The following is a 25,956-nucleotide window of genomic DNA, read 5'->3' on the forward strand; positions in this document are numbered from 1 at the left end:
AATCTACAGCTCTGATATGCTTTCCGGCCTTTGGTCCGAGGTAGCACCATGCAACTCATCGATATCGGCGTCAACCTGACCAACCCCAGTTTCGACGATAAACACCAGGCAGTACTTGATCGCGCCTACGCGGCCGGGGTCTGCCAATTGGTGCTGACCGGGACCAGCGTGGACGGCAGCGAGCAGGCGTTGGAGCTGTGTCGGCAACTGGATGACAGCGCACAACGGCTGTTCGCCACCGCCGGCATTCACCCCCACTCCGCCAGCGACTGGAACGCCGACAGCGAACAGCGCCTGCGCAGTTTGCTCAAGGAGCCGAACATGGTCGCCGTGGGCGAATGCGGGCTGGATTTCAACCGCGACTTCTCGCCGCGCCCGCAGCAGGAAAAGGTCCTTGAGCAGCATCTGGCCATGGCGGTCGAGCTGCAATTGCCGGTGTTCCTGCATGAGCGCGACGCCAGCCAGCGCCTGCTGGAAATCCTGCGGGACTACCGCGATCAGTTGCCCGCCGCCGTGGTGCATTGCTTCACCGGCGAAAAGAAAGCGCTGTTCAGCTACCTCGACCTGGATCTGCACATCGGCATCACAGGGTGGATCTGCGATGAGCGTCGGGGCACGCACCTGCATCCGCTGGTGAAAGAGATCAAGCGCGGCCGCTTGATGCTGGAGAGCGATGCGCCATATCTGCTGCCGCGCAGTTTGCGGCCGAAGCCGAAGAATGGGCGCAACGAGCCGGCGTATCTGACCGAGGTGCTGCGTGAAGTGGCGTTGCATCGTGAAGAGAGCGAAGAGGACCTGGCGGCGCATACGACGGCTTGTGCGCGGGCATTCTTCCGTCTCCCCTCAATTCCCCAGTAACCCCAACTCCCCTGTGGGAGCGAGCTTGCTCGCGAAAGCGGTCTGACAGACACCTTGTTAGTGAATGTGCCATCGCCATCGCGAGCAAGCTCGCTCCCACAGGGGATCAGTGTTGTCTTCAATATCTGTGTATCTGTTGTTGACCTGCGTCAAATCCAACCCCCTGCATAGCGGCACAATACTGGCACCTTGCCAATGCTGTTTCCGCTATCAGAGAAGACCTTCCTATGGGTGCCTGGCTTAGCAACATCTCGCTGAAATATAAATTCTGGGCGGTCAATGCGGTCGCCTTCGTCACTACCCTGCTGTTGGTGTTGTACGCCGTACAACTCGAACAGCAGGCCCGCAGCCACGCTTCTCAGGCGTCGGCCCAAGCCCAGGCGCGTTTGCTCAGCGCCTGGCCCGGCGGGCAGCCATTGCCCAAGGCCGACAACGTGCTGACGTTCAGTCACGGCCAGGCCCCACGGCTGAACGAACAACCGGTATTGGAACTGACGGACACCAACAACGGTTGGGTCGAGATCAATGCCATGCCGCTGTTCGGCGACAACCCGTTGATGGGTGCCGAGGTCTTCAGCCGCGCTGACGGCCAGCAAGTCGCGGTGATCGCCTACGGTCCGAGCCTGAGCCAGGTGTTCAGCGAGCGCTTCTTCAATTACGCGATGGCGGTGGCGATCCTGATGCTGGCGATGCTCGGCGCTTCGCAATTGCTGATCAGATTCCTGCTCAGCCAGCTCAACACCTTAAAAGACGTAATGCTGCACGTCGAGAAAACCGGCGACCTGTCCGCCCGCGTGCCTCTGGCCTGCAAGGATGAAGTCGGGCAGATGGCCAACGCGTTCAATGCGATGCAGGCCGGTTATCAGCGGGTGGTCAACACCGTCGCCAATACCGCCAAGCAGCTGGACGTCGGCGCGGCGCGATTGGCGGCGAGCATGAACGACGTGCGCCACGGCATGCTCGGTCAGCAAAGCGAAACCGATCAAGCCGCCACCGCAATCAATGAAATGACCGCCACGGTTTATCACATCGCCCAACACGCCGGCGCCACCCGCGACCTGTCGCAAAGCGCCGACACTCTGGCTGGCAGTGGCCAGGAAGTGGTCAGTCGGGTGCAAAAGTCGATTGCCGGGTTGTCCAGCGGCGTGCAACAGACCGCCGAGATGATCCAGCGACTGGCCGAAGACAGTCAGAAGATCAACGGCGTGGTCAGTGTGATTCACAGTATCGCCGAGCAAACCAACCTGCTGGCGCTCAACGCCGCCATCGAGGCTGCGCGGGCCGGTGAAATGGGCCGTGGTTTTGCAGTGGTAGCCGATGAAGTGCGCAACCTGGCCAAGCGCGTGCAAACTTCTACCGATGAAATCACCTTGATGGTTTCAGCCTTGCAGGCCGGGACGCGGGATGCCGTGGATTTCATGCAGGAAAGTTCGTTCAAGGCTGACGACTGCGTGCAGCAGGCTCAGGAGGCTGGCGCTGCACTGGCGCAAATCACCAGCGCCGTGGCGCAGATGCGTGAGAGCAACACGCAAATCGCCGTGGCTGCCGAGCAGCAGAGTCATGTGGCGGAGGAGATGAATCGCTCGGTGGTGAGCATTCGTGACGTGACCGAGAACACCGTGCAGCAGACCGTGGATTCGGCGAATACCAGTAATGAATTGGCGACGTTGGCTGGGGAGTTGAGTAAGGCTATAGGGCAGTTGAAGCTCTGAGGGCCTCTTCGCGGGCAAGCCTCGCTCCTACATTGTAATGCGCGAACCTGTAGGAGCGAGGCTTGCCCGCGAAGGCGTCCGCCCCGTCAACATCAATTTCTGTCATTACCCCTATCACTTCGATAGCCAACCTTGATTCGCCGCCCTCCAGCACCGCGCCTATTCTTCAAGCATGTGTTCAACATGGATTTGAGGAGTTTCATCATGGGCAAACGTCACCCCAACCTTCCGGCCTGGCAATGGAAGTCCTACCCGCACAATCATCAGCACCCCACCAACCTGGCGTTGCACCTGATTGCGGTGCCGCTGTTCATTATCGGGTTTCTGTTGATAGTGTCCGGGGTGTTCAGCCTGAGTTTGCTGAATGTCGTGATCGGCGTGATTGGCATCATCGCCGGCCTGGGTTTGCAGCGTCACGGTCACAGCCTGGAGGCGCAAGCCTCCGAGCCGTTCACTGATCGCAAAGATGCGATGTCACGCTTGCTGGTCGAGCAGTTCCTGACCTTCCCACGGTTTTTCCTCAGCGGCGGCTGGTGGCGCGCCTGGCGTAAGCGCCACCACCGGTGAGTCAGGCGAAAATCGTCACGGTCTGCCGGCTCATGGCGATCAACTGACCGTCAGCGCTCCACAGCTTCGCCGCCGCGTGACCGTAGCCGTCGCGGGCGAGTTCGATGTCCACCAGGTATTTGCACCAGTCCAGAGTGTTCAACGCCAGCAGCGGCTGGACGAATTCGATGGTCCAGGTCAGCGTGCTGCCCGCCGCCGGTTTGTTCAGGTGCGGCAACAAGGCCGGCGGCCAGGCATCGACCAGCGCGAGAATGTACGCCTCGCTCAGCGCTTCTTCCTTCACATCCCCGCGCAACCGCACCCAACCGCCCATGTCCCGGGATTTGTTCCCGGTGAACGGCAACCCGCCGACGCTCCAGCGCATCGCCAGATGTTTCATGAATTCCGGGGTCACGCCTTTGATGTAAGGCAGTTCCTGGCAGTCGTCCCAGTGTTTCATCTCGGGTGCTGGCTGGGCCGCCACGGCCACTTCGGACGGTCGCGACGCGCCGAAGCTGCCTTGGACCAACGTCACCACCTGACCTTTCTGCACTACCCGGCCCAGCACCTGGCTGACGGCCTTGCCTTCGCGTAATACATCGACTTCAAAACTGACTGGCACATCCGGCTCGACCGGGCCGACAAAGGTGATCGCCAGCGAACGCACCGGACGATCCGCCGGGACTTTCGCGCGCATGGCTTCGTATTGCAACGCGGCGACCAAGCCACCAAAACTGGCCCGGCCCTGGCCCCATTCGGCAGGAATGGACAATTCCTGCGGTTGGCTGCGCACAGCGTCAAGCAGATCGGAAAAGCGCATGGGAACCTCAAGAATGCGGAAAAAGAATGAAGGGATCTTAACCAGCCTGCGGAGGGGATACAGCGCTTATTCCGGACAAATGCACTGACAGATGAGCCGCACAGGTCCCACGGCCTACACAAAATCCAATGTGGGAGCTTGTGTGGTGAGGGGGCTTGCCCCCGTTGGGGTGCGAAGCGCCCCTAAAACCTGTGACCGTGGAGCATCATGCATACCCGCATGCGATGTTTTTACGACTGCTGCGCAGCCGAACGGGGGCAAGCCCCCTCGCCACACAAGCTCGCTCCCACAATGGATTTTGTGGTGTTCTCAGGATTTGAAGCAGGCCTTGCTGAGTTTATCGAGCACGCGGTCGGCGCGGCCTTCAGCCTTGGCCATGGTAATTTTCCAGACCGCGACACAAGGCAGCAAATCCGCCTCCTGTTCCGCCCGCAGCAACCACTGCCAGCAATCGTGCCAATCGCCCAACGCAGCCTGGGCCGATTTGAGTCGGGGCATCGCCGCTTTCGGCAGGCGATCCAGTTCGGGATAGGCCTCGATGCCATAGCGCACGCGCTTGATCAACAAACGCAGCAGATGACGATCGTGAGCCGGATCGTGCAGGGTGTGATCGAGTTTTTTCCACTGCTTGGCCAGGCGCTTTTCGATGCGCTGGCGCAAGCCCTTGAGCAACCCCTGACGCTGGGACGCCCGCAGGAATCGCGGAAAAGCATCGAGGATCATCAGCAGTTGAATAACCTGCGGGCTGGTCGCAACGGTCGGGTAAGCCACGTCCATTTGCGCCATGCGCCGCTGCGCCGCCTCGGGTTGACCGTGCTGGAGCAAGTACGCCGCCAGCACTTCGCGATCGCGCAGCGGCGTGGTCAGTTCACCGACCCCGGACGCCGCGCTTTCCAGTTGCTCGACTCCGGGCAAACCGCGCAACGGTCGCAACAGACTGCGCAAGCGCCGAACCGTGGTGCGCAAATCGTGCAGCGCCTCCGGATCGGTGCGAGCACTCAAGCGTGCCTGGCAGGCCAGCAAACGAACTTCAATGCTCAAGACCTGAGCCACCAACCGGTCAACCAAGGCAGACATCACTTGCTCCCTGAATCGAGTTTCCGTTATCGCGCTCAATCTCATCCTGCCTGCGGCGCATGCCGCAGGCATTGAGCTACATCATGCGCTTATCGACCGGCGCGCGACTCACGAATATAGAAACGCGCCTTTTCAGCTTTGCTGGTGCAGCCTTCGTAGGCTTCGAATTGCTGTTGGGTCTTGGCGCCGGTCAACAGCGACAGGGCCTTGGAGTAACTGACCGTGCCGGCGAAACCTTCGGCCTTGGCCAGGTCCAGCTCATGCCAGGCCGCATCGATCTGGGTGCCGCAGCTGTCGCGGTACGCAGTTTTGCCGGCACAACCGGCCAGAGCCAAGGCAATCAAAGGCACACAGATCCAGGCTTTCATCGATAACACCTCAAAGATAGATAAACAGTCGTGCAAGTAAGACGGTGCGCCGCGCAAAAAGTGCCTTGCCCCGCCCGTACAAACTATAGCGCTCGCGAGCATACCCATCTGGCGCCATGCAGTGTCGAAAAAACGACGCCCCCGCCCCGGCAAACGACCTTACCGATTGAAGCGCGCCCCTCGATGGGTGCATTGTTGAACCTTGTCAGACGAGGGCGATTAATGAAAAAGCGTGTCGCACTGGTGCTGGGCTCGGGTGGAGCCCGGGGCTACGCGCATATCGGTGTCATTGAAGAGATCGAACGGCGTGGCTACGACATCGCCTGCATCGCCGGTTGCTCCATGGGCGCCGTGGTCGGCGGGATTTATGCCGCCGGCAAACTCGACGAGTATCGCGACTGGATCGAAAGCCTGGATTACCTCGATGTGTTGCGTCTGGTGGACGTGAGTTTTCGCTTGGGCGCCATTCGCGGCGAGAAAGTCTTCGGCCAGATTCGCAAGATCGTCGGCGAGATCAATATTGAAGACCTGCGCATTCCCTACACGGCAGTGGCCACCGACCTGACCAACCAGCAGGAAATCTGGTTCCAGGCCGGCTGTCTACACCAGGCCATTCGCGCCTCGGCGGCGATTCCCAGCCTGTTCACGCCCGTGATGCAGGGCAATCGCATGCTGGTGGATGGCGGTTTGCTCAACCCGTTGCCGATCGTGCCGGTGGTGTCGAGCCATTGTGATCTGATCATCGCGGTCAACCTCAACTCGACCAACCAGCGGCATTACCAATTACCGGTGATCGAGCGCCCAGCGGCGTTCAAGTCGCGGTTCAACAGCCTGATCAACTCGCTCGGTTCGAAGATGCCGTTCCGGCGCAAACAGGCCGAACAATTGTTGTTGCTGGAACAGGAGGCACTGAAGGCCGAAGCGGCGGAGATCAATCCGTGGATCGAATCCGCCGAACCCGAAGCCCAGCAACCAGCGGCCGCCCCGCAAGGTGAAGGCGCACCGAAATCAGCCACCGGTTCGTTCATCATCGACAACGTCGGGCCGGCGTCTTTGCTGGACTTGATCAACCAGAGTTTCGAAGTGATGCAGACCTCGTTGGCGCAATACAAGATTGCCGGGTATCCACCGGACGTCCTGATCAATGTGCCGAAGCGGGTGTGCCGGTTTTTCGAGTTCTACAAGGCGCCGGAGTTGATCGCATTGGGTCGGGAGATTGCGCGGGACACGATGGATCGGTATGAGAAAGAGCAGAGCTGACAACTCATGATTCTCGAGTGAATGAGAGGGCCTCTTCGCGGGCAAGCCTCGCTCCTACGGGGCCGGGGCAATCGCAATATTTGTGAACGACCTCAATCCGTAGGAGCGAGGCTTGCCCGCGAAGGCGTCCTACCAGACACCACAAAACCTAAACCCCACCCTCACTCAACAACCGATACCCCACCCCTGCTTCGGTCACGATAAACCGCGGCTGTGTCGGGTCATCCGCCAGTTTCTGTCTTAAGTGCCCCACCACAATCCGCAGATAGTGGCTGTCTTCGGTATGGGTCGGCCCCCAGATGTCCTTGAGCAATTGCTGCTGGGTAATCACCCGCCCCGGATGCCGCGCCAGTTGCGCCAGCACCGCGTATTCCTTGCGGGTCAGCGCGACTTCGGTGCCGTCGAGCAACACCCGGCGATACGCCAGGTCCACAGTCAGCGGCCCGAACGTCAACGCCGCTTGCTGGGCTTCACCCGCCGGCGCCTGACGCAACAAGGCGCGCACCCGGGCAAGGAACTCCTGAATGCCGAACGGCTTGGTCACGTAGTCGTTGGCGCCGCCATCCAGCGCTTCGACTTTCTGCCCTTCGCTGGCCCGCACCGACAACACCAACACCGGCACCGTCGACCATTCGCGAAATTCGCGCAGCACTTGCTGGCCGTCCATGTCCGGCAAGCCGAGGTCGAGCACCAGCAGATCGGGTTTGTTCAGCGCCGCTTGCGCCAGTCCTTCGTTGCCAGTGCCGGCCTCCAGTACTTTGTAGCCCTGGGAGGCGAGGCTGATGCGCAGGAATTTGCGGATCTGCGGTTCGTCGTCGATGACCAAAATGGTCGCGGTCTGGCTCATGAATTCACATCAACACATTGGAGTGGCAAGAGAGTAGCGCAAGCGTGATCAGGCTTCACTTTCAGCGCTTAATTTTCAAAGGCCGGCTGCGCCTGCAACGGCAAGTGCAACGTGATGCAGGTACCGCGACCTTCGATGCCGTCGGCGACGCTGATCCGCCCGCCATGGGCGCCGACCATGCCCTGACAGATCGCCAGTCCCAGCCCGGTGCCCTGCCCGCCCCGATCACCGCGAGCGGCGGTGTAGAACATGTCAAAAATCTTCGAGCGTTCTTCTTCGGGAATCCCCGGACCTTCATCACTCACCGAGAAAAACAGCTCGCTGTCATCGGCCCCGGCGCGCACTTGCAGGCGCCCGTGAGCGGGGGAAAACCGTGCAGCGTTTTCCATAACGTTGACCAGCGCCTGTTCGATCAGCGCCGCATGCACATACAGCAACGGCAATTCGGCCGGCACTTCGGTGCTGACCTGCAACGGCGCCAACACCGCGCGCAGGCGATTGAGCGAACTGCCGACGATGTCGGCGGGCGACACCCAGTCCCGCGCCAGTTTCAGCGCGCCGTGACCTAGGCGGGTCATGTCCAGCAGGTTTTGAATGTAGCGGTCGAGGCGTTCGGCTTCGTCGCGAGTGCCTTCGAGCAACTCGCGGCGATCCTCCAGCGGGATCGCTTCGCCGAGGGCCAGCAGGCTGTCGATGCTGCCGCGCATGGAGGTCAACGGCGTGCGCAAATCGTGGGACACCGAAGCCAGCAACGCGCTGCGCAGTTGCTCGGTTTCACCATGCAGGCGCGCGGCTTCCAGGTCCTCGGCCAATTGCGCACGTGCCAAGGCCTGGGCCAGCGGTTGGCTCAGGGCGGTCAACAAACGTCGGCGCTGACCGCTCAAGGTCTGGCCTTCTTTGGCGCACACGCCGAGTAATCCCAGCGGTCCGTCCTCGACCGACAACGGCCACCACCACCAACGACCGAACGGCAGCGTGCCGGTGCCGGCGCCCGCCGGTTGATCGTGTTGCCAGGCCCAATCGGCGGCGGCGCGTTCGGCTTCGGAGAATTCCAGTGGGCCACCGGTCTCGACTTTCCAGCCGCCCTGCCCGTCGCGATTAAGCAGGCACAGTTGCAGATCGCTCCAGCCGTTCAAGTGTTGCGCGGCGGCGCTGACCACAGCCTGGCGATCGGTGGCGGCAGTGAGTTTGCGCGACAGATCGAGCAGTTCGGTGGTTTCTTCCTGGGTGTCGCGCAGGGCCTGCAACTGTCGACGCTGCCGCGCGGCGAGGTTACCGGTGAGCGCTGCCATCAACAGGAAAAACAGCAGGGTCAGCACGTCTTCTTCGCGCTGGATGCTGAAAGAAAAATTCGGCGGAATGAACAGAAAGTCGTAGGTCAGAAACGACAGCGCCGCACAGGCCAGCGCCGGACCGAGGCTGCTGCGCACCGCCACCAGCAACACGGCGGCGAGGAACACCAGGGAGATATTCGGCAGCGGCAAGACACTCGCCACGGCCCAGGCCAACGCACTCGCCAACAGCGTCGCCACCACGGCCAGCGCGTAGTCGAACCAGACCAGCGAATGCGTCGAACGCTGGCGTGGTGCATGTTCTTCGTGATCGCTGTCGAGGACGTTGATCTCCAGCCCTCGGGCATCGCGCAGCAAGCGCGAGGCCAGACCACCGCCGAACAAACGCCGACGCAAGCGCTGGCGGGACTGCCCGACCAACACCAGGCTGGCGCGACGTTCGGCGGCGTGCTGGATCAGGGTTTTCGCCACCTCACCGGCGCGCAACAGAACGACTTCGCCACCGAGGCGTTCGGCCAGTTGCTGGGCACTTTGCAGGCGCAGACGTGATTGCTCGTCGCGCACGCTGCCGTTGTCCACATGCACCAGGCTCCACGGCAAATGCCGGCGCTGGGCAACGCGACTGGCATGACGCACCAGACGCTCGGCCTGGGCATCGCCGTCAACCCCGACCAGCAAGCGACCGCGCACGGCTGGCGCTGCCTGACCGAGCTGGCGATAGCCTTGGGCCAAGTCATCATCGACCTGGGCCGCAGCGGTTTGCATGGCCATTTCGCGCAGGGCGGTGAGGTTGGTCTGGGTGAAAAACGCATCGATCGCCGCCCGCGCCTGTTCCGGGACGTAGACTTTGCCGTCACGCAAACGCTCCAGCAATTCCCTGGGCGGCAGGTCGATCAGCAGCAGTTCATAGGCTTCTTGCAGGACCCAATCCGGCAGGGTTTCGCGGACCTGAACACCGGTGATGCCGCGCACTTGATCGTTGAGGCTTTCCAGGTGCTGGACGTTGACCGTGGTGTACACGTCGATGCCGGCGGCCAGCAGTTCCTGAATGTCTTGCCAGCGTTTCGCGTGACGACTGCCGGGGGCGTTGCTGTGGGCCAGTTCGTCGACCAGCACCAGTTTCGGCTTGGCTGCGAGCAGGCCGTCGAGGTCCATTTCCTCGAGCATTACGCCACGGTATTCCGAGCGCACCAGCGGTTGTTGCGGCAAGCCACCGAGCAGGGCTTCGGTTTCGGCGCGACCGTGGGTTTCGACCACGCCGGCAATGACTTTCACGCCCTGGCGCAGTTGGGTGTGGGCGGCTTGCAGCATGGCGTAGGTCTTGCCGACACCGGGCGCGGCGCCAAGGAACACCTTGAGCCGGCCACGGCCATCGCGGGGCAGGTCTGCTAACAATGCGTCGGCGCGGCCGGAATCGCTCATGCTTGAAGTTCTCTTCTTATTTCAGATGTTGATGTGGTGATTATTCGGCCGCCTTCGCGAGCAGGCTCGCTCCCACATTTTGAAATGCATTCCAATGTGGGAGCGAGCCTGCTCGCGAATAGCGGCCCCACCACCGATCTACAGCTTTTCCAGCGCGATATTCAATGCCAGCACATTCACCACCGGCGGCCCCACCAACGGCTGCTCGATATTCGCGTTCAGCAGTTGCTGAAGCGTCGACACCGGCAAATTACGCGCCGCTGCAACACGCGCCAGTTGATAGGCAATCGCCGCCGGAGGCAAGTGTGGATCGAGGCCGCTGCCGGAGGTGGTCAACATCGCCAACGGCACCGGACCTTGCCCTGGCACCAGCAATTTATTGGCATCGTCGATCACTCGAGTCGCCAGCGCCGGGTTGCTCGGCGAGAGGTTGCTGGCGCTGCTCGACACAGTGGCAAATGCACCGGCCGATGGCCGTGGATGAAACCAGGCGTCACCGACGAAATCCTGGGCAATCAGCGACGAGCCACGGACCTTGCCATCGGCGTCACGTACCAAACTGCCGTTGGCCTGGTCCGGGAACGCGACTTGCGCAACGCCGGTGACCACCAAGGGGTAGGCGACGCCGGTGATCAGGGTCATCAGCACCAGCAGGCTCAGGGCCGGACGTATCATTGTGGACATTTCAAAATCCTCGAATTCAGAGAACAAATACAGCGTTTAGTCAGGTGGACCGTGTCGGGTTCTTCGCGAGCAGGCTCGCTCCCACAGGGGAATGCATTTCAAATTGTGGGAGCGAGCCTGCTCGCGAAGGCGGTGTGTTGGGCACACCACTCAGGGTCAAACCAAATGCAACGCCGTCAACAGCATGTCGATCGCCTTGATGCCCACGAACGGCACCAGAATCCCGCCCAAGCCGTAGATCAACAGATTGCGTCGCAACAACGCCGCGGCACTCGCCGCTTGCACTCGAACACCGCGCAACGCCAGTGGAATCAACACCACGATGATCAAGGCGTTGAACACAATCGCCGAGAGGATCGCGCTCTGCGGGCTGCTCAGGTGCATGACGTTCAGCACGCCGAGTTGCGGATAGATCGAGGCGAACAGCGCCGGCAGGATCGCGAAGTACTTGGCCACGTCGTTGGCGATGGAAAAGGTCGTCAGCGCGCCGCGAGTCACCAGCAATTCCTTGCCGATCTGCACCACGTCCAGCAGCTTGGTCGGATCGCTGTCGAGGTCGACCATGTTCGCCGCCTCGCGTGCCGCTTGCGTACCGTCGTTCATCGCCATACCGACATCTGCCTGGGCCAGGGCCGGGGCATCGTTGGCGCCGTCGCCGCACATCGCGACCAGGCGACCGTCGTTCTGCTCGTGGCGAATGCGCGCCAGTTTTTTCTCCGGGGTGGCTTCGGCCAGCACGTCATCCACGCCCGCTTCAGCAGCAATCGCCGCAGCGGTCAGCGGGTTGTCGCCGGTCACCATGACGGTGCGGATGCCCAACTTGCGCAGCTCGGCAAAACGTTCGCGAATGCCCGGCTTGACCACGTCCTTGAGGTGGATCGCGCCAAGCAATTTGCCGTCGGCACACACCAGCAATGGAGTACCGCCGCTCTGGGCAATCTTGTCGATTTCCCGGGACAGGGACGGCGCCAGATCCGCACGTTTCAGGCCGACGAAGGCCAGCAGCGAATCCACCGCGCCTTTGCGGTACACGCGGCCCTGATAGTCGACACCGGACAGGCGAGTCTCGGCGCTGAACGGCACGGCGGTCAGCAACTCGGCGGACGGCTCGGGCTGCGGATGAGTCCCGCGCAGGTACTCGACGATGGATTTACCTTCAGCGGTGTCGTCGGCCAGCGAAGCAAACAACGCACCTTCGGCCAGCTCTTTCGCGTTAACGCCTGGCGCTGCATAGACGGCGGTGCAACGACGGTTACCAAAAGTGATGGTGCCGGTCTTGTCCAGCAGCAGGACGTGCACGTCCCCCGCTGCCTCCACGGCGCGCCCGGATTTGGCGATCACGTTCAGCCGCACCAGACGGTCCATCCCGGCGATCCCGATGGCCGACAACAAACCACCAATCGTGGTCGGAATCAGCGTGACCAATAACGCCACCAGGAACACCAGCGGCAGGCTGCCATTGGCGAAGTGAGCGAACGGTTGCAGGGTGACGACCACCAGCAGGAAAATCAGAGTCAGGCCGATCAGCAGGATGTCGAGCGCTACTTCGTTCGGGGTTTTCTGGCGTTTGGCGCCTTCGACCAGGGCGATCATACGATCCAGGGTCGATTCGCCCGGGTTGGCGGTGATGCGCACCAGCAGCCAGTCGGACACCAGCCGGGTGTTGCCGGTGACGGCCGAACGGTCGCCGCCGGACTCGCGAATCACCGGCGCGGATTCACCGGTAATCGCCGCTTCGTTGACCGCCGCGATCCCCTCGATCACCTCGCCGTCACCGGGGATCATTTCCCCGGCTTCGACGCGCACCACATCGTCCTTGCGCAGGCTGGTGGCGGGCACCACCTGGAAGGTGCCGTTGGAGGTGCGGCGGCGTGCTCTCAAACCTTCGCTACCAGCCTTGAGGCTGTCGGCGCGGGCCTTGCCGCGACCTTCGGCCAGGGCTTCAGCGAAGTTGGCGAACAGCACGGTGAACCATAGCCACAACGCGATTTGCGCGGCGACGAAGGTCGGCACGGTGCTGTCGGGAATAAAGCACAGCACGGTGGTCAGCACGGCAGTCAGTTCGACCACCAGCATCACCGGCGCGCGCTGCAATTGCCGTGGGTCGAGCTTGACGAAGGCTTGCACCAACGCCGGACGCCACAAGGCCGAGATCGCGGTTTTCGGTTGTTCCGGGGCTTTGACAGGCGCCGGTTTAGTTGCGGGCATATTCATCATTGACTCCTTAGAAGCCCATGCTCAGATGTTCAGCGATTGGGCCCAGCGCCAGGGTCGGCAGAAAGGTCAGGCCGCCCACCAGCAAAATGGTCACGGTCAACAAGGTCACGAACAGCGGGCCATGGGTCGGGAAGCTGTTCTGGCCGATCGGTGCGGTTTTCTTCATCGCCAGGCTGCCGGCCAACGCCAGAACCGGCAGGATGTAACCGAAGCGACCGATCAACATGCCCAGCCCCAGCATCAGGTTGTGGAACGCGGTGTTGGCGCCGAAGCCACCGAACGCCGAGCCGTTGTTGGCACTGGCCGAGGTGTAGGCGTAGAGCAACTGGCTGAAACCGTGGGCGCCGGGGTTACTCACCGCCGCAACCGGGCCTGGCAGGCTGGCGGCAATCGCGCCGAGCACCAGCACGCCAACCGGCATCACCAGCAAGGTCACTACCAGCAGTTGCACTTCCCTGGCCTGCAGTTTCTTGCCGAGGTATTCCGGAGTGCGGCCGATCATCAGGCCGGCGAGGAACACCGCGATCAACACGTTGAGCAACATGCCGTAGAGCCCGGCACCGACGCCGCCGAAGATCACTTCGCCGACCATCATGTTGACCAGCGCGACCATGCCGGTCAGCGGGTTGAGGCTGTCGTGCATGGCGTTGACCGAACCGTTGGACGCCGCCGTCGTGGTCACTGACCACAGCACTGTGGCTGTCGTACCGAAACGCGCTTCCTTGCCTTCCAGCGGTGCGGTCTGTTCGACGGCAGCGTTGGCCAGGGTCGGGTTCGGTTGGTACTCGGCCCAGAGCGACGTCGCACCGCCGATCAGGAACAGCGCAAACATGCAGGCCACAATCGCGCGGCTCTGACGCAGGTCCTTCACGTAGTGGCCGAAGGTGAACACCAGGGCCACCGGGATCAGGATGATCGAGGCCATCTCAAACAGGTTGCTCCACGCCGTCGGGTTCTCGAACGGATGCGCCGAGTTGACGCCGAAGAAGCCACCGCCGTTGGTGCCCAGTTGCTTGATCGCAATCTGGCTGGCAGCCGGGCCGAGCGGAATGACCTGATCGACACCTTGCATGGTTACCGCATTCACGTACTGCGCGAAAGTTTGCGGCACGCCCTGCCAGACCAGGTACAGCGCCAGCAGCAGGCACAGCGGCAGCAGGCCATAGAGGGTGGCGCGGGTCATGTCGACCCAGAAGTTGCCCAGGCTCTTGGTCGACTTGCGACCGATACCGCGGCACAAGGCGACCAACACGGCGAGGCCGGTGGCGGCGCTGACGAAGTTCTGCACGGTGAGGCCGACCATCTGACTCAGGTAGCTCAGGGACGCTTCACCGCTGTAGGCCTGCCAGTTGGTGTTGGTCATGAAGCTGACGGCGGTGTTGAACGCCAGCGTCCACTCTTGGCCCGGCAGGTTTTGCGGGTTGAGCGGCAGGTGGTCCTGGAACAACAGGATCGCGAACAACAGCAAGAAACCCGCGAGGTTGAAGGCGAGCAAGGCCAGGGTGTACTTCTGCCAGCTCTGTTCGGCCTGCGGATCCACGCCGGCCACCCGATAACAGCCACGCTCGACCGGGCCGAGGATCGGCGACAGCCACGTGCGCTGGCCTTCCATGACCTTGTAGTAGAAACGCCCAAGGAACGGTGCCGGGATCAGCACCACGGCGAAGAAGGCCAGGATCAGCCAATAGTCATAACTGTGCATAGCCGCTCCTAGTTCCGGTCCGCGCGCAACAGCGCAACCAACAGATAAATGAACAGCCCCACTGCCAATAGCAGTGACACCCCGTCCAGAACGCTCATGGAAGTTCTCCGTGTTACGGCGTATTGCCGCGTGTGGAGTCATTGTCGGAAGGAAGGCTGTAAAGGAACGAGAGCGAGGGGTGTGGCGGGGCATAAAGAAAGCGTAAAGAGTAGGTTTATGCGGGCGTTACAGGTTGGTTTTGTGGCGTACGGGCGGGCCTCTTCGCGGGCAAGCCTCGCTCCTACGGACTTGTATTGACATTGTAGGAGCGAGGCTTGCCCGCGAAGGCGGCATAACGGGCGGTACTGCTCCCAACTGGCGCACAAAATGCGCGCATCCCGCTGCGATCATCCCCGATACGACAGCTTTAACCGCTTTACGACGCCCAAATACAAAATGGCACGCCCACTGCAACGTCCTCCCCGAAGCTTTCCAAACCGTTCAGGGAGCAACGCATGAACACACAACTCAAACCCACGCTGGGCACGCTGCACCTGTGGGGCATTGCGGTCGGGCTGGTGATTTCCGGTGAGTACTTCGGCTGGAGTTATGGCTGGGGCGTAGCGGGCACATTGGGCTTTCTGGTGACTTCTTTTATGGTCGCCACCATGTACACCTGCTTTATCTTCAGTTTCACCGAGCTGACCACCGCGATTCCCCATGCCGGCGGGCCATTTGCCTACAGCCGCCGCGCCTTTGGCGAAAAAGGCGGATTGATCGCCGGATTGGCGACGTTGATCGAATTTGTCTTCGCCCCACCGGCTATCGCGCTGGCGATTGGCGCCTATCTGAATGTGCAGTTTCCGGCGCTTGATCCGAAACACGCAGCCGTCGGCGCGTACATCGTGTTCATGGGCCTGAACATCCTCGGGGTGAAACTCGCGGCCACCTTCGAGTTGATCGTCTGTGTATTGGCCGTGGCGGAGCTGCTGGTGTTCATGGGCGTGGTCGCCCCGGCGTTCAGTTTCAGCAACTTCGCCCTGAATGGCTGGGCCGGTTCCGATGTGTTTGGCGCGCCGGCGATTGCCGGGATGTTTGCAGCGATTCCATTTGCGATCTGGTTTTTCCTCGCGATCGAAGGCGCAGCCATGGCGGCCGAGGAAGCCAAGGACCCGAAACGCACGATTCCGAAGGCTTATATCAGCGGCATCCTGACCCTGGTGCTGCTGGCCATGGGCGTGATGTTCTTTGCCGGCGGCGTTGGCGACTGGCGCACCCTGTCGAACATCAACGACCCGTTGCCGCAAGCGATGAAAACCGTGGTCGGTGAAAGCTCGGGCTGGTTGCACATGCTGGTGTGGATCGGCCTGTTCGGCCTGGTGGCGAGTTTCCACGGAATCATCCTTGGCTATTCGCGGCAGTTCTTCGCCCTCGCCCGTGCCGGTTACTTGCCGAAATCCCTGGCCAAGTTGTCGCGTTTCCAGACCCCGCACCGGGCGATCATCGCTGGTGGCCTGATCGGCATCGCCGCTATCTATAGCGACGGTTTGATCAACCTCGGCGGCATGACGCTGACGGCAGCGATGATCACCATGGCGGTGTTCGGTGCGATCGTCATGTACATCATGAGCATGCTCAGCCTGTTCAAATTGCGTAAAACCGAGCCGAACCTGGAACGCACCTTCCGCGCGCCGTGCTATCCACTGGTGCCGATGATTGCGCTGGTGCTGGCGGTGGTGTGCCTGGTGGCGATGGCGTGGTTCAACGCGTTGATCGGGTTGATCTTCCTCGGCTTCATGGCGGTGGGTTTCGTGTACTTCATGCTGACCGCGCAACTGCGGGCCGATGCGCCGGCGGATGCGATGTTGACCGGGCTTTAAACAGCGCAGCTGTTGCTGGCATATCAGGCATAGAATGGAACCACTGCGAAAATTAATCGCTCAAAGTGGTATGCACGATCGGTTGGCGAAATCCGCCAACCGGCCTGCCTTCAAGGAGAGCCTTATGCCCTGGTATGCCTGGTTGATTCTGGTCGTTGCAATCGGCTCGATCGTTGGCGGTTTGATGATGTTGCGCGACACCGCCACCAAGGTCGATCTGACCGAAGAGCAACGTAAACGCGTCGCCGAACGCAATGCGGAAATGGATGCCAAGGAAGCCCAGGACCGCTGACAAAAAACCCCGCCACCAAGGCGGGGTTTATTTTTTGTGGTTCGACGCATCTGCATGCTTTTTAGGAGTAGAAGTACAGTCACCATCCAACATTCATTGGTTAAGATGGCGCATTGTCGCGGAGATTAGAGATGCGTTACTCGCAGGACCATAAAGCCCAGACCCACCAACGCATTATCAAGGAAGCGTCAGCACGCTTTCGCCGCGACGGAATCGGTGCGACTGGCTTGCAACCGTTGATGAAAGCGCTGGGGCTGACCCACGGCGGCTTTTATTCGCACTTCAAATCCAAGGATGAACTGGTGGAAAAGGCCTTGGTGGCCGCTGGCGAGCAAGTCGAAGGCGTTTGCGCCGAGCTGTTCGCTTCCGAGCGTCCACTGGATGCGTTCATCGACACTTACTTATCCGAATGGCACAAGACATCCCCACATGAGGGCTGTCCCCTGCCGACCATGTCGTCGGAACTCGGGTTGCGCGGGCAAGCGAGCCCCACCAGCGATGCAGTACTTAACGCTCGACTGGAACAGGTGCAAGGCACCCTCGAAGGGGAAAACGCCGTCGAGCGCAGCATCGTCATCATGTCGACGCTGGTCGGGGCGCTTTTACTATCCCGCAGTGTCGAGAACGCCGAGCTGGCCCAGCGGATTCTCGACGTCACCCGCAATCACCTCAAGCAATCCAGCGACTAGCCCTGCCAACGCTTGAACAGCACGCTCGCATTCACCCCGCCGAAGCCGAAGCCGTTGGACAACGCGTATTCGATAGGCATCGACCGCGCTTCGCCGTGGACGATATCCACGCCTTGGGCTGCCGGGTCCGGCGTTTCGAAATTGAGGGTCGCGGGCACGATCTGATCGCGGATGGCCAACAGCGTGAAGATCGCCTCGATGCCGCCAGCGGCGCCGAGCAGATGCCCGGTGGCGGACTTGGTCGAGGTCACGGCAATCTTGTTGTCCGTCCCGAACAATGACTTGATCGCCGCCAATTCACCCAGATCCCCAACCGGCGTCGAGGTCGCGTGAGCATTCAGATGCTGGACCTGCGCCGGCGAAATTCCCGCCTGCGCCAATGCCAGCGACATCGCCCGTCGGGCACCGCTGCCGTCCTCGGGACCGGCGGTCAGGTGATAGGCATCGGCGCTGGTGCCGTAGCCGACCAGTTCCGCGATGGGCTGGGCACCACGGGCCAGCGCATGCTCAAGGGATTCGATTACCAGCAGACCGGAACCCTCCCCCATCACAAAGCCGTCGCGATCACTGTCGAACGGCCGCGAAGCGCGCTCCGGCGTGTCGTTGAAACCACTGGACAAGGCGCGGGCAGCGGCAAAACCGGCCAGGCTGACGCGATCGATTGACGCCTCTGCCCCGCCGCACACGGCAATATCGGCCTCGCCACAACGGATCAGCCGCGCCGCATCACCGATCGCCTGAACGCCGGCCGCACAGGCTGTTACCGGCGCGCCCAACGGGCCTTTGAAACCATGCTGGATCGACACGTGGCCGGCCGCGAGATTGACCAGGAACGATGGAATGGTGAACGGCGACAAACGTCGCGGACCGCGAGTGTCGGTGGTGCGCACGGCATCGGCGATGGCGCCGAATCCACCCACGCCAGAACCGATGATGGTGGCCGTCCTTTCCTGGGCATTGGCGTCCAGCGCTTTCCAACCGGACTGCTCCAGCGCCTGACGTGCAGCCTCCATGGCAAACATAATGAAACGGTCCATCTTCTTCTGTTCTTTGGGCGCGATGGCCCGGTCGGGGTCGAAGCCGGCTTCCGCATCTTCAGCCAAACTCGGCACAGGACCGCCGACCTTGGCCGGCAAATCGGCCACCACGTCGTCCGGCAGCGCCCGCAGACCGGAGCGCCCGGCCAGCAACCGCGCCCAAACGGCCTCGACGCCACTGCCCAGCGGAGACACCAGGCCCATGCCTGTTACAACTACTCGACGATCACTCATACCGCAATTACCTCAAGCTGATTCATGGTGCCTCACTTGTAACGTGTAGCGGCCGTACTTTTGGAAAGATTCGGAGCCAACACCAGACGCGCCGCAACAAAGGCATCCCAATCGGCAGCGTCGGGCAACGAAGGAATCGTGATCAACTCACCCTGGTCCAGACCCGACAGCGCCGCATCGACCATTTCCCCGGCTTCCATGATCATTTCAGCCGGGATGCCGCTGGCGTCGATACCGGAACGCTCCCAGATTTCGGTACGTGTCACCCCTGGCAACACCGCTTGAACCTGGACGCCAGTGCCGTTGAGTTCAGCATTCAACGATTGGGTCAGACTCAGAACATACGCCTTGCTGGCGCTATACGTCGCGTTGAACCGCTCAGGGAACAAGGCGACAACCGACGCAATATTGATGATCGTGCCCCGACCGGCCTTCGCGAAACTGGCAGCGGCTGCCGACGCCAGGCGTGTAACGCTGGTGACATTGAGCTGAATCAAGCGCTCCAGTTGTTCCGTGTCGGCGTTGGCCAGCAAGCCATCTGCAGCGACCCCGGCGTTGTTGAGCAACAGACTGATGCTGGAATCGCTGCGCAGGCGCTGTTCAAGTTTCAACACATCATCCTTTTGCGTCAGGTCTGCCTTCAGCACTTCAACTTGAATGCCGTGCTCGGCGCGCAGCTTGCTCGCCGCCGCTTCCAGCCTCTGTTCGTCGCGAGCCACCAACAACAAATCAAAACCACGTGCCGCCAATCGCTCGGCGTAAATTGCGCCGATACCGGATGAAGCGCCGGTGACAAGAGCTGTACCTTGGGACTTGGCAGAATTCATGACAGTGCTCCTGGAAATGCTTGAGGGAAAGCGAGCGCCAGAGCGCTTCAGCTTTTTATTATAGGCATAATTCAATTGCCATATGATAGCCGTAATTTTTTATTTGCTGACGAAAGGTCGAGTATCAGCGCTAGGGCCAGAACGTAAAAAGGCCGGTCAATGACCGGCCTCTTGGCGTTGCTCTACAAGCTTAGTTCACTTCGAGCTTATCGCGATTCCTGTCCAGAATCGCTTTGCCGATCCCTTTCACTTCCAGCAACTCATCCACCGATGCAAACGGCCCATTACTGTCACGATATGCAACAATCGCCTTGGCCTTGGCTTCGCCGACACCTGCCAACTCACGCTGCAGCGTTGGAGCATCGGCACCGTTCAGGTCGATTTTTTCGCCTTGTGCCTTGGCGGTAACGTCCATTACCAACGGCGCATTGACCGCCTCAGGCTTTGTCGCAGGCGCAGCAATGGCGGCAATAGAGGCGCTGGTGAGCAGGGCAAAAACCAGGGAGGAGAAATAACCTGTACGCATAAGTGAAGCTCCATGACATCGATTGAGAAAGCAGCTTTTCCGAAGCTGCTCTACAAACTTAGGCGATGTGATGAAGCTGTCAAAAGTGTGTACGTTTCAAAATATGAAACAATCAGGGTTCGAGACGGCGCTGCTGGTAGATCCAGTCGACGATTTCGCCGTCCGGAGTGTAGCCACTGACGGTTTCACGCAGGAGCAGGCGGACACGCGAGTAATCATCCTGCTCGACAGCGTTGAGCAGCTCCGTCAACCGGACCTTGAGCACATCCCAAGGTAGATGATCTTCGTGAGCGCTCATGATCATTGGATGAGGCGTGGCCACCACGTTGTCGCCAATCAGTAATTCTTCGTAGAGTTTTTCGCCCGGACGCAGGCCAGTGAATTCGATGGAAATATCGCCTTGAGGGTTTTTCTCCGAACGAATACTCAAGCCGGAAAGGTGAATCATCTTCTCCGCCAGCTCGACGATTTTTACCGGTTCGCCCATGTCGAGCACGAACACATCACCGCCCAGCCCCATGGAACCGGCCTGGATCACCAATTGTGCAGCTTCCGGGATGGTCATGAAGTAACGGGTAATTTTCGGATGCGTGACGGTCAGCGGGCCGCCTGATTTGATCTGGCTGTGGAACAGCGGAATCACCGAACCAGAAGACCCCAATACATTGCCAAAGCGCACCATGGTGAAACGGGTTTTGTTGACGCGGGACACGTTGCCTTTGTCGCCGAACAATACCGGGGCAATTTCGCGGCTAAGGGCTTGAAGCGTCAATTCGGCCAGGCGTTTGGTGCTGCCCATGACATTGGTCGGACGGACCGCCTTGTCAGTGGAAATCAATACGAAATTGGAAACACCGGACTTCAAGGCAGCCTGGGCAGTGTTCAAAGTGCCTATGACGTTGTTGAGCACCCCTTCGGCAATATTATGTTCGACCATGGGCACATGCTTGTAAGCGGCCGCGTGGTAGACAGTATCGACGCGCCAGGTCTTCATCACATCGAGAAGTTTGTCCTGATGGCGGATAGAGCCCAGGATCGGCAACAACTTCACCGACACCGACTCGCGACTGCCACGCTGCTCCAACTCGGACAGAATGCTGTAGAGATTGAATTCGCTGTGCTCGAACAACAGGAGCGTGGTCGGCCCCAGCGAGAAGATCTGGCGGCAAAGCTCTGCACCGATCGAGCCGCCCGCCCCCGTTACCATCACGGTTTTGCCTTTGATACAACGCGAGAGTAAATCCGGTTGCGCAGGAACCGCGTCGCGGCCCAGCAAGTCCGCGATATCCACTTCCTGGATGTCTTCGACCTTTACCCGACCACTGGCCAGGTCGGTGACATTGGGGACGCTGCGTATGTGGAGTGGGTAACCCTCAAGCATATTGAGGATTTCCCGGCGCCGTGCACGGGTCGATGACGGCAGGGCCAGGAGGATTTCCTGGGCACCGGTGACATCGATCATCTGCTGGATATGTTTGGGTTTATAGACCTGGAGGCCTGATATCGAACGATCCGAGATTCCGGGATCATCATCAATGAATGCCACCGGCCGCATCACTCGGCCCATGCGTAGCGCCGCGACTAGCTGGTTGCCAGCCACGCCGGCGCCATAGATCGCAACCTTGGTCAGGCCGTCGTCGCGATTGGTAAAGGGGACGTGCTTGGCAGCCGTAAACCAGTCACCCATGAAGTACTGGCGCATGCACAGACGCAAGCCACCAATGATCACCAGGCTCAACCACCAATAGTTGAATATGATCGACCGCGGAACGACCGCCTCATGGTTGCTGTACCAGTAGACAACCACGGCCAATATCAAGGCAGAAAGGCTCACGGCCTTGATAATCGCAATCAGCGCATCGTTACCGAAGTAGCGCATGACCGCGCGGTACATGCCAAAGCGGATAAAAAGAGGGATGGCGACCAGCGGAGCAGCAGCGAAAAGCCACAAGTGGACCCGCAGCGGGTTGTACATGTCATCGATGCCCAGACGGACGATGAAAGCCAACCAAAGGGCAAGCCACACCAACACCGTGTCGGTCGCAACTTGAATCAACCTTTTGCGCCGCCGGGGAAGTCCCAACAGATACGCTCTGACTTTATCCATAAATCCGTCCACCACCTCAGTGCTCTCCCTTGATCCCGCTACGTCGATCGGTTAAGCGTTCCGATACAGGAATAGCACCGTAAACCCAAACGACAAGGCTACTCGTCAGTTATTTGACGAGACACCTTCAAGCTGCCCTGCCCGGTACTTCAGCGCTAATAGGACCAACGGTACATAAGCGATGACCAAAGCCGTCGCACCATCCAGCTTGTAATACACCATGCAAAACGCCACCGGCAGTAACCAAAACAGGTTAATCAGGCCTACCGCCAGTGTGACCGGCAGGTGCTTGCCGAACCGACGCGATGCAAATTGATAGGCATGGCTGCGGTGCGCCTCGTAAATCTTGTCGCCGCGAAACAAACGGCGTAGCAACGTAAAAGTGGCATCAACGATGAAAACGCCCAGGAGTATCAGCCAACCCCATAAAATATCAGGAGAAACCCATCCCGCCTGTAGTGATAAAACGCCAATCACAACACCGAGAAAACCACTCCCGGCATCCCCCATGAAGATTTTAGCCGGGGGGAAGTTCCAACAGAGAAACCCTGCAACACACGCGGCAAGGAGAACCGCAGGCCAAGCCTGATCCGCCGAATGGCCTGCCCAATACAGAAGACAGCCGCCAAGGCAAATCGTTACCGCCTCAACACCGGCGATACCATCTATACCATCCATGAAATTATAAAGATTGAGCATCCATACCAGATAGATCACTGCGAGCAGATGGCCAAACCAGCCCAGGTTGATACTAACGCCATAAACATTCAACGCGGGCAGCCCACCCAACCAGTAAACTCCCCAAATTGCCGCAAGGAAATGCGCCAATAATCGCCAACGCGCGGCTATATGCCCATGATCATCCAGGAAACCGACAATTGCAGTCAGCGCACCCGCACCTGCCAGCGCGAAAAAAATGCTCGCCGGAATAAGGCCCTCGGAGAACAGCACTGCCAGAGCCAGGAGAAAGGTCAGTACGATCGAAACTCCACCACCTCTTGGAGTGGGAACCGAATGGGAACTGCGATTGTTGGGGATATCGAGCAGACTTCGAGACAGGGCGTAGCGACGCAATATCGCAGTAAGAGCATAGGAAAGACCGGCCAATGCCAAAATGAGCCAACATAAGATCATCGTTTGCGGGATTCCAAAAATGGCTGCACAGCAGCACTTAATCCCCGATCAAGAGTGACAGGAGGTGTCCATCCCAAGAGGCGTTTGTTCTTTTCTATATCAACCTGCAGAGAACCGAAGAGTCGTTGTGCAATAGCGCCTTTACCCACCAGCCTTGCCACGAAACTCATCAACCCTACAGGCACTGGGATCAAGAAGACACGCTGCCCCAGAGCGCGGCCGATTTTACACAACAATTGAGTCGTTGAAACATCTTCGCCATCACTGACCAGAAACGTCTGATTTGCCGCTGCGGGGTGATCAAAGCACGTCACGACAAGGTCAATCAGGTTATCCAGACTGACCAGGCTACGTTTGTTATCGACGGCTCCCAGCGGCAACGGGATACTTCGTTGAAGCCAGCGGATCATACTGAGAAAGTTAGCTTTTACGCCCGGACCGTATACAAGAACCGGACGAATAATCACAACCTCCATCGACACCGACTCCGCCAGCGCACGCAAGGCTGCCTCGGCCTCAAACTTGGAAACACCATACGGGTCTGCAGGTGCCGGTAAATCATCAGCTGTAAATGCCACACCCGGGGCAGTCCCTTCGCCGTTCACCTTGATCGAACTGATAAAAATGAAACGCTTCACGCCGGCGTCTGCAGCTTGTCGAGCCAGGTTCAACGTGGCCTCAACATTTACAAGACGAAAAGCGGCCAACGGGTCGACCGACTCCTCGTTCATGACATGCACTCGAGCAGCAGCGTGAACCACGACATCAATATCGATCAGAGCCGGACGCCAGTTGAGATCAGGTGTCAGGCTTTTGAACTCAAACGTTCGAACCGATGGCGGCAGATCAGCGGGTTTATTCCTCAGCGCGGCGACTGAAGAGTACTGACCTGTCCGGGCCAGATAACGCAGCAGCTCTCCTCCCACAAATCCCGAACCGCCAGTAACAAGAATACTTTCAGCACTCATTTATTGTGCTCGTCAAAAGCAAAATCAAAGCGTTTCACAACGTCTCGGATTTTCGTGACCAAAGGTAACCGTAACAATACTTGCCGACCTCCATAACACGAGAACGAGATCCTGCTAATCATGTAGAAAAAAAACATCAAGTTTTGACCACGCCTCGGAAAAATACGTAAAACCGAATTCTCTTGTAATGATACGGCCGAACCGGATTCGTACCGTTACACCGCAGTTTCTGGCGTCGGGATATCCGCAAACAACAACCAGCATGCCAGAACGCGACGCCAAACGCCCAAAACCGCACACGCCAGTCAAGCCGCCCCGCTCCGGCCCTTCCCTCTATCAAATAGACGGGGATTTTCGGTACAATGCCCCTTTTGACTTGGGTCATACAACCCTATTTAACGGCAAGCGGTAACCTGCTGCGTGCTGCATTTCTCTGCAACGGAGTGCTTGGTGCCTAGCCCTTTTACACCAGATTTTCAAGTGGATACCAAACCAAACAGCCTTACAGGGCTGGCAGCCATCGATCCTCGTTCATCGCCAAAAAATGTCGCGGTGCTCATGTGCACGTACAATGGCCAGCGATTTCTGGCTGAGCAGCTGGAATCGATTGAACGCCAATCGCATGAAAGCTGGGTAGTCGCCGTGTCAGATGACGGATCGACCGACAACACTCTCGAAATAATCGAGTCGTTTCGCGAACGCTGGGGGCACGAAAAAATCATCGCATTTCAAGGTCCAAAGCGCGGATTCGCGACCAACTTCCTCACTCTCGCGTGCAAGCAGTCCCTAAATGCCGACTTTTTTGCGTGGGCCGATCAGGACGACATCTGGCTCGAAAACAAACTTGAAACCGCTGTGAGCTGGCTGCAAACAATACCGTCCGAGACTCCTGCGCTCTACTGCGGAAGAACCCAAGGAGTGGACACTCACGGGCACCCGCTGGAATGTTCGCCACTGTTCAAGCGTCCTCCCGCATTCGCCAACGCTCTGGTTCAGAGCCTGGCCGGGGGAAATACGATGGTCTTCAACGAGGCTGCTCGCCAGTTAATGGCGAATGCCGGCGAGAATATGGACATCGTCTCCCATGACTGGTGGGCCTATCTGCTAATAACCGGTGCAGGTGGAAAGGTCTCGTACGACCCGATGCCCTTTGTCCTGTACCGGCAGCATGAAGACAACCTGGTGGGTTCCAACTCAGGCTGGAAGGCACGATTGCTGAGACTTCGCATGATGCTTAAAGGGCGATTCTCTGCCTGGAACGAACAGAACCTCCATTGCCTGTCGTCCGTAGGCAGTTTACTGACTCCAGAGAACCAACGAACCCTCGAAAGCTTCAAATTCGCCAGGAAGAGCAATCTTGTCGGGCGGCTTCTGGGACTCCATCGAGCAGGTGTTTATAGACAAACCACACCAGGCAATATCGGTCTGTTTTTTGCCGCCATCATGAAGGGCATCTGACGAATGAACGCCTCTTCACT

23 protein-coding genes are annotated in these 25,956 nt (G+C 59.6%); 8 read left to right on the forward strand and 15 right to left on the reverse strand.

Annotated elements, in window-relative coordinates; all coding sequences use genetic code 11:
• The first annotated feature begins 48 nt into the window (after positions 1–48).
• The 3 genes from ACIOYV_RS12200 to ACIOYV_RS12210 all read left to right on the forward strand — a co-directional run bounded on the left by ACIOYV_RS12200 (position 49) and on the right by ACIOYV_RS12210 (position 3,137).
• A complete protein-coding gene (locus tag ACIOYV_RS12200; protein WP_401323954.1) occupies positions 49–858 on the forward strand; it encodes a TatD family hydrolase in 810 nt (269 codons plus the stop codon).
• 227 nt (positions 859–1,085) lie between these two features.
• Positions 1,086–2,570, forward strand: coding sequence for a methyl-accepting chemotaxis protein (locus ACIOYV_RS12205; protein WP_401323956.1), 1,485 nt, complete (start codon positions 1,086–1,088; stop codon positions 2,568–2,570).
• Positions 2,571–2,774: 204 nt separating this feature from the next.
• Complete coding sequence (locus tag ACIOYV_RS12210) at positions 2,775–3,137, forward strand: Mpo1-like protein (RefSeq protein WP_265040117.1); 363 nt, start codon at positions 2,775–2,777, stop codon at positions 3,135–3,137.
• A gap of 1 nt (position 3,138) precedes the next feature.
• Here the strand turns inward: ACIOYV_RS12210 and ACIOYV_RS12215 are convergent, their stop codons facing one another.
• The 3 genes from ACIOYV_RS12215 to ACIOYV_RS12225 all read right to left on the reverse strand — a co-directional run bounded on the left by ACIOYV_RS12215 (position 3,139) and on the right by ACIOYV_RS12225 (position 5,381).
• Complete coding sequence (locus tag ACIOYV_RS12215; RefSeq protein ID WP_401323958.1) at positions 3,139–3,936, reverse strand: acyl-CoA thioesterase; 798 nt, start codon at positions 3,934–3,936, stop codon at positions 3,139–3,141.
• A gap of 309 nt (positions 3,937–4,245) precedes the next feature.
• Positions 4,246–5,013 (reverse strand): CHAD domain-containing protein, encoded by a 768-nt coding sequence (locus ACIOYV_RS12220; protein WP_401323960.1) that lies wholly within the window; start codon positions 5,011–5,013, stop codon positions 4,246–4,248.
• Positions 5,014–5,102: 89 nt separating this feature from the next.
• A complete protein-coding gene (locus ACIOYV_RS12225; protein ID WP_054051974.1) occupies positions 5,103–5,381 on the reverse strand; it encodes a hypothetical protein in 279 nt (92 codons plus the stop codon).
• A gap of 222 nt (positions 5,382–5,603) precedes the next feature.
• Here ACIOYV_RS12225 and ACIOYV_RS12230 point away from each other — a divergent pair, with 222 nt between their 5' ends.
• A complete protein-coding gene (locus ACIOYV_RS12230; RefSeq protein ID WP_401323962.1) occupies positions 5,604–6,641 on the forward strand; it encodes a patatin-like phospholipase family protein in 1,038 nt (345 codons plus the stop codon).
• A 148-nt stretch (positions 6,642–6,789) separates the two neighbouring features.
• Here the strand turns inward: ACIOYV_RS12230 and ACIOYV_RS12235 are convergent, their stop codons facing one another.
• The 6 genes from ACIOYV_RS12235 to kdpF form a co-directional block, all read right to left on the reverse strand.
• Positions 6,790–7,488 (reverse strand): response regulator, encoded by a 699-nt coding sequence (locus ACIOYV_RS12235; protein WP_401323964.1) that lies wholly within the window; start codon positions 7,486–7,488, stop codon positions 6,790–6,792.
• A 68-nt stretch (positions 7,489–7,556) separates the two neighbouring features.
• Positions 7,557–10,202 carry a DUF4118 domain-containing protein gene (locus tag ACIOYV_RS12240; RefSeq protein WP_401323966.1) on the reverse strand — a complete coding sequence of 882 codons (2,646 nt, stop codon included), beginning with the start codon at positions 10,200–10,202 and terminating at the stop codon, positions 7,557–7,559.
• Positions 10,203–10,340: 138 nt separating this feature from the next.
• The gene (gene kdpC, locus ACIOYV_RS12245; protein WP_401323968.1) at positions 10,341–10,886 is read right to left on the reverse strand and encodes a potassium-transporting ATPase subunit KdpC; all 546 of its coding nucleotides are present in this window, start codon (positions 10,884–10,886) and stop codon (positions 10,341–10,343) included.
• 156 nt (positions 10,887–11,042) lie between these two features.
• Entirely contained in the window at positions 11,043–13,100 is a 2,058-nt protein-coding gene (gene kdpB, locus ACIOYV_RS12250; protein WP_401323970.1) for a potassium-transporting ATPase subunit KdpB, read from the reverse strand.
• 10 nt (positions 13,101–13,110) lie between these two features.
• Positions 13,111–14,805 carry a potassium-transporting ATPase subunit KdpA gene (gene kdpA / locus ACIOYV_RS12255; RefSeq protein ID WP_163913171.1) on the reverse strand — a complete coding sequence of 565 codons (1,695 nt, stop codon included), beginning with the start codon at positions 14,803–14,805 and terminating at the stop codon, positions 13,111–13,113.
• Positions 14,806–14,813: 8 nt separating this feature from the next.
• Positions 14,814–14,903, reverse strand: a complete 90-nt coding sequence (gene kdpF / locus ACIOYV_RS12260) for a K(+)-transporting ATPase subunit F (protein WP_007899818.1) — start codon at positions 14,901–14,903, stop codon at positions 14,814–14,816.
• Positions 14,904–15,299: 396 nt separating this feature from the next.
• On the opposite strand from kdpF, the gene eat reads away from it, so the two are divergent.
• From eat to ACIOYV_RS12275, 3 genes are all read left to right on the forward strand, one after another.
• Complete coding sequence (eat, locus tag ACIOYV_RS12265) at positions 15,300–16,664, forward strand: ethanolamine permease (RefSeq protein ID WP_054051961.1); 1,365 nt, start codon at positions 15,300–15,302, stop codon at positions 16,662–16,664.
• 124 nt (positions 16,665–16,788) lie between these two features.
• Complete coding sequence (locus ACIOYV_RS12270) at positions 16,789–16,956, forward strand: DUF2897 family protein (RefSeq protein ID WP_081744012.1); 168 nt, start codon at positions 16,789–16,791, stop codon at positions 16,954–16,956.
• A 131-nt stretch (positions 16,957–17,087) separates the two neighbouring features.
• On the forward strand, positions 17,088–17,645 hold the full coding sequence (locus ACIOYV_RS12275; protein ID WP_401323973.1) for a TetR/AcrR family transcriptional regulator: 558 nt from the start codon (positions 17,088–17,090) through the stop codon (positions 17,643–17,645).
• Here ACIOYV_RS12275 and fabF read toward each other — a convergent pair.
• The 6 genes from fabF to ACIOYV_RS12305 form a co-directional block, all read right to left on the reverse strand.
• On the reverse strand, positions 17,642–18,916 hold the full coding sequence (gene fabF, locus ACIOYV_RS12280; RefSeq protein WP_401323976.1) for a beta-ketoacyl-ACP synthase II: 1,275 nt from the start codon (positions 18,914–18,916) through the stop codon (positions 17,642–17,644). The genes ACIOYV_RS12275 and fabF overlap by 4 nt on opposite strands.
• Before the next feature lie 32 nt (positions 18,917–18,948).
• Entirely contained in the window at positions 18,949–19,743 is a 795-nt protein-coding gene (locus tag ACIOYV_RS12285; RefSeq protein WP_401323977.1) for an SDR family NAD(P)-dependent oxidoreductase, read from the reverse strand.
• Between the two features lie 190 nt (positions 19,744–19,933).
• Entirely contained in the window at positions 19,934–20,269 is a 336-nt protein-coding gene (locus tag ACIOYV_RS12290; protein ID WP_401323979.1) for a ComEA family DNA-binding protein, read from the reverse strand.
• A gap of 112 nt (positions 20,270–20,381) precedes the next feature.
• Complete coding sequence (locus ACIOYV_RS12295) at positions 20,382–22,376, reverse strand: polysaccharide biosynthesis protein (RefSeq protein WP_401323981.1); 1,995 nt, start codon at positions 22,374–22,376, stop codon at positions 20,382–20,384.
• A 105-nt stretch (positions 22,377–22,481) separates the two neighbouring features.
• Positions 22,482–23,510, reverse strand: a complete 1,029-nt coding sequence (locus ACIOYV_RS12300) for a glycosyltransferase family 4 protein (RefSeq protein WP_401323983.1) — start codon at positions 23,508–23,510, stop codon at positions 22,482–22,484.
• The gene (locus ACIOYV_RS12305) at positions 23,507–24,478 is read right to left on the reverse strand and encodes a UDP-glucose 4-epimerase family protein (RefSeq protein ID WP_401323985.1); all 972 of its coding nucleotides are present in this window, start codon (positions 24,476–24,478) and stop codon (positions 23,507–23,509) included. Before ACIOYV_RS12305 ends, ACIOYV_RS12300 begins: the two co-directional genes overlap by 4 nt.
• 450 nt (positions 24,479–24,928) lie before the next feature.
• On the opposite strand from ACIOYV_RS12305, the gene ACIOYV_RS12310 reads away from it, so the two are divergent.
• Complete coding sequence (locus ACIOYV_RS12310) at positions 24,929–25,936, forward strand: glycosyltransferase family 2 protein (RefSeq protein WP_401323986.1); 1,008 nt, start codon at positions 24,929–24,931, stop codon at positions 25,934–25,936.
• Positions 25,937–25,956 lie beyond the last annotated feature (20 nt).

The sequence above is a fragment of the Pseudomonas sp. NPDC087342 genome (genome assembly GCF_044744265.1).
GTDB classification, from domain to species: domain Bacteria; phylum Pseudomonadota; class Gammaproteobacteria; order Pseudomonadales; family Pseudomonadaceae; genus Aquipseudomonas; species Aquipseudomonas nunensis.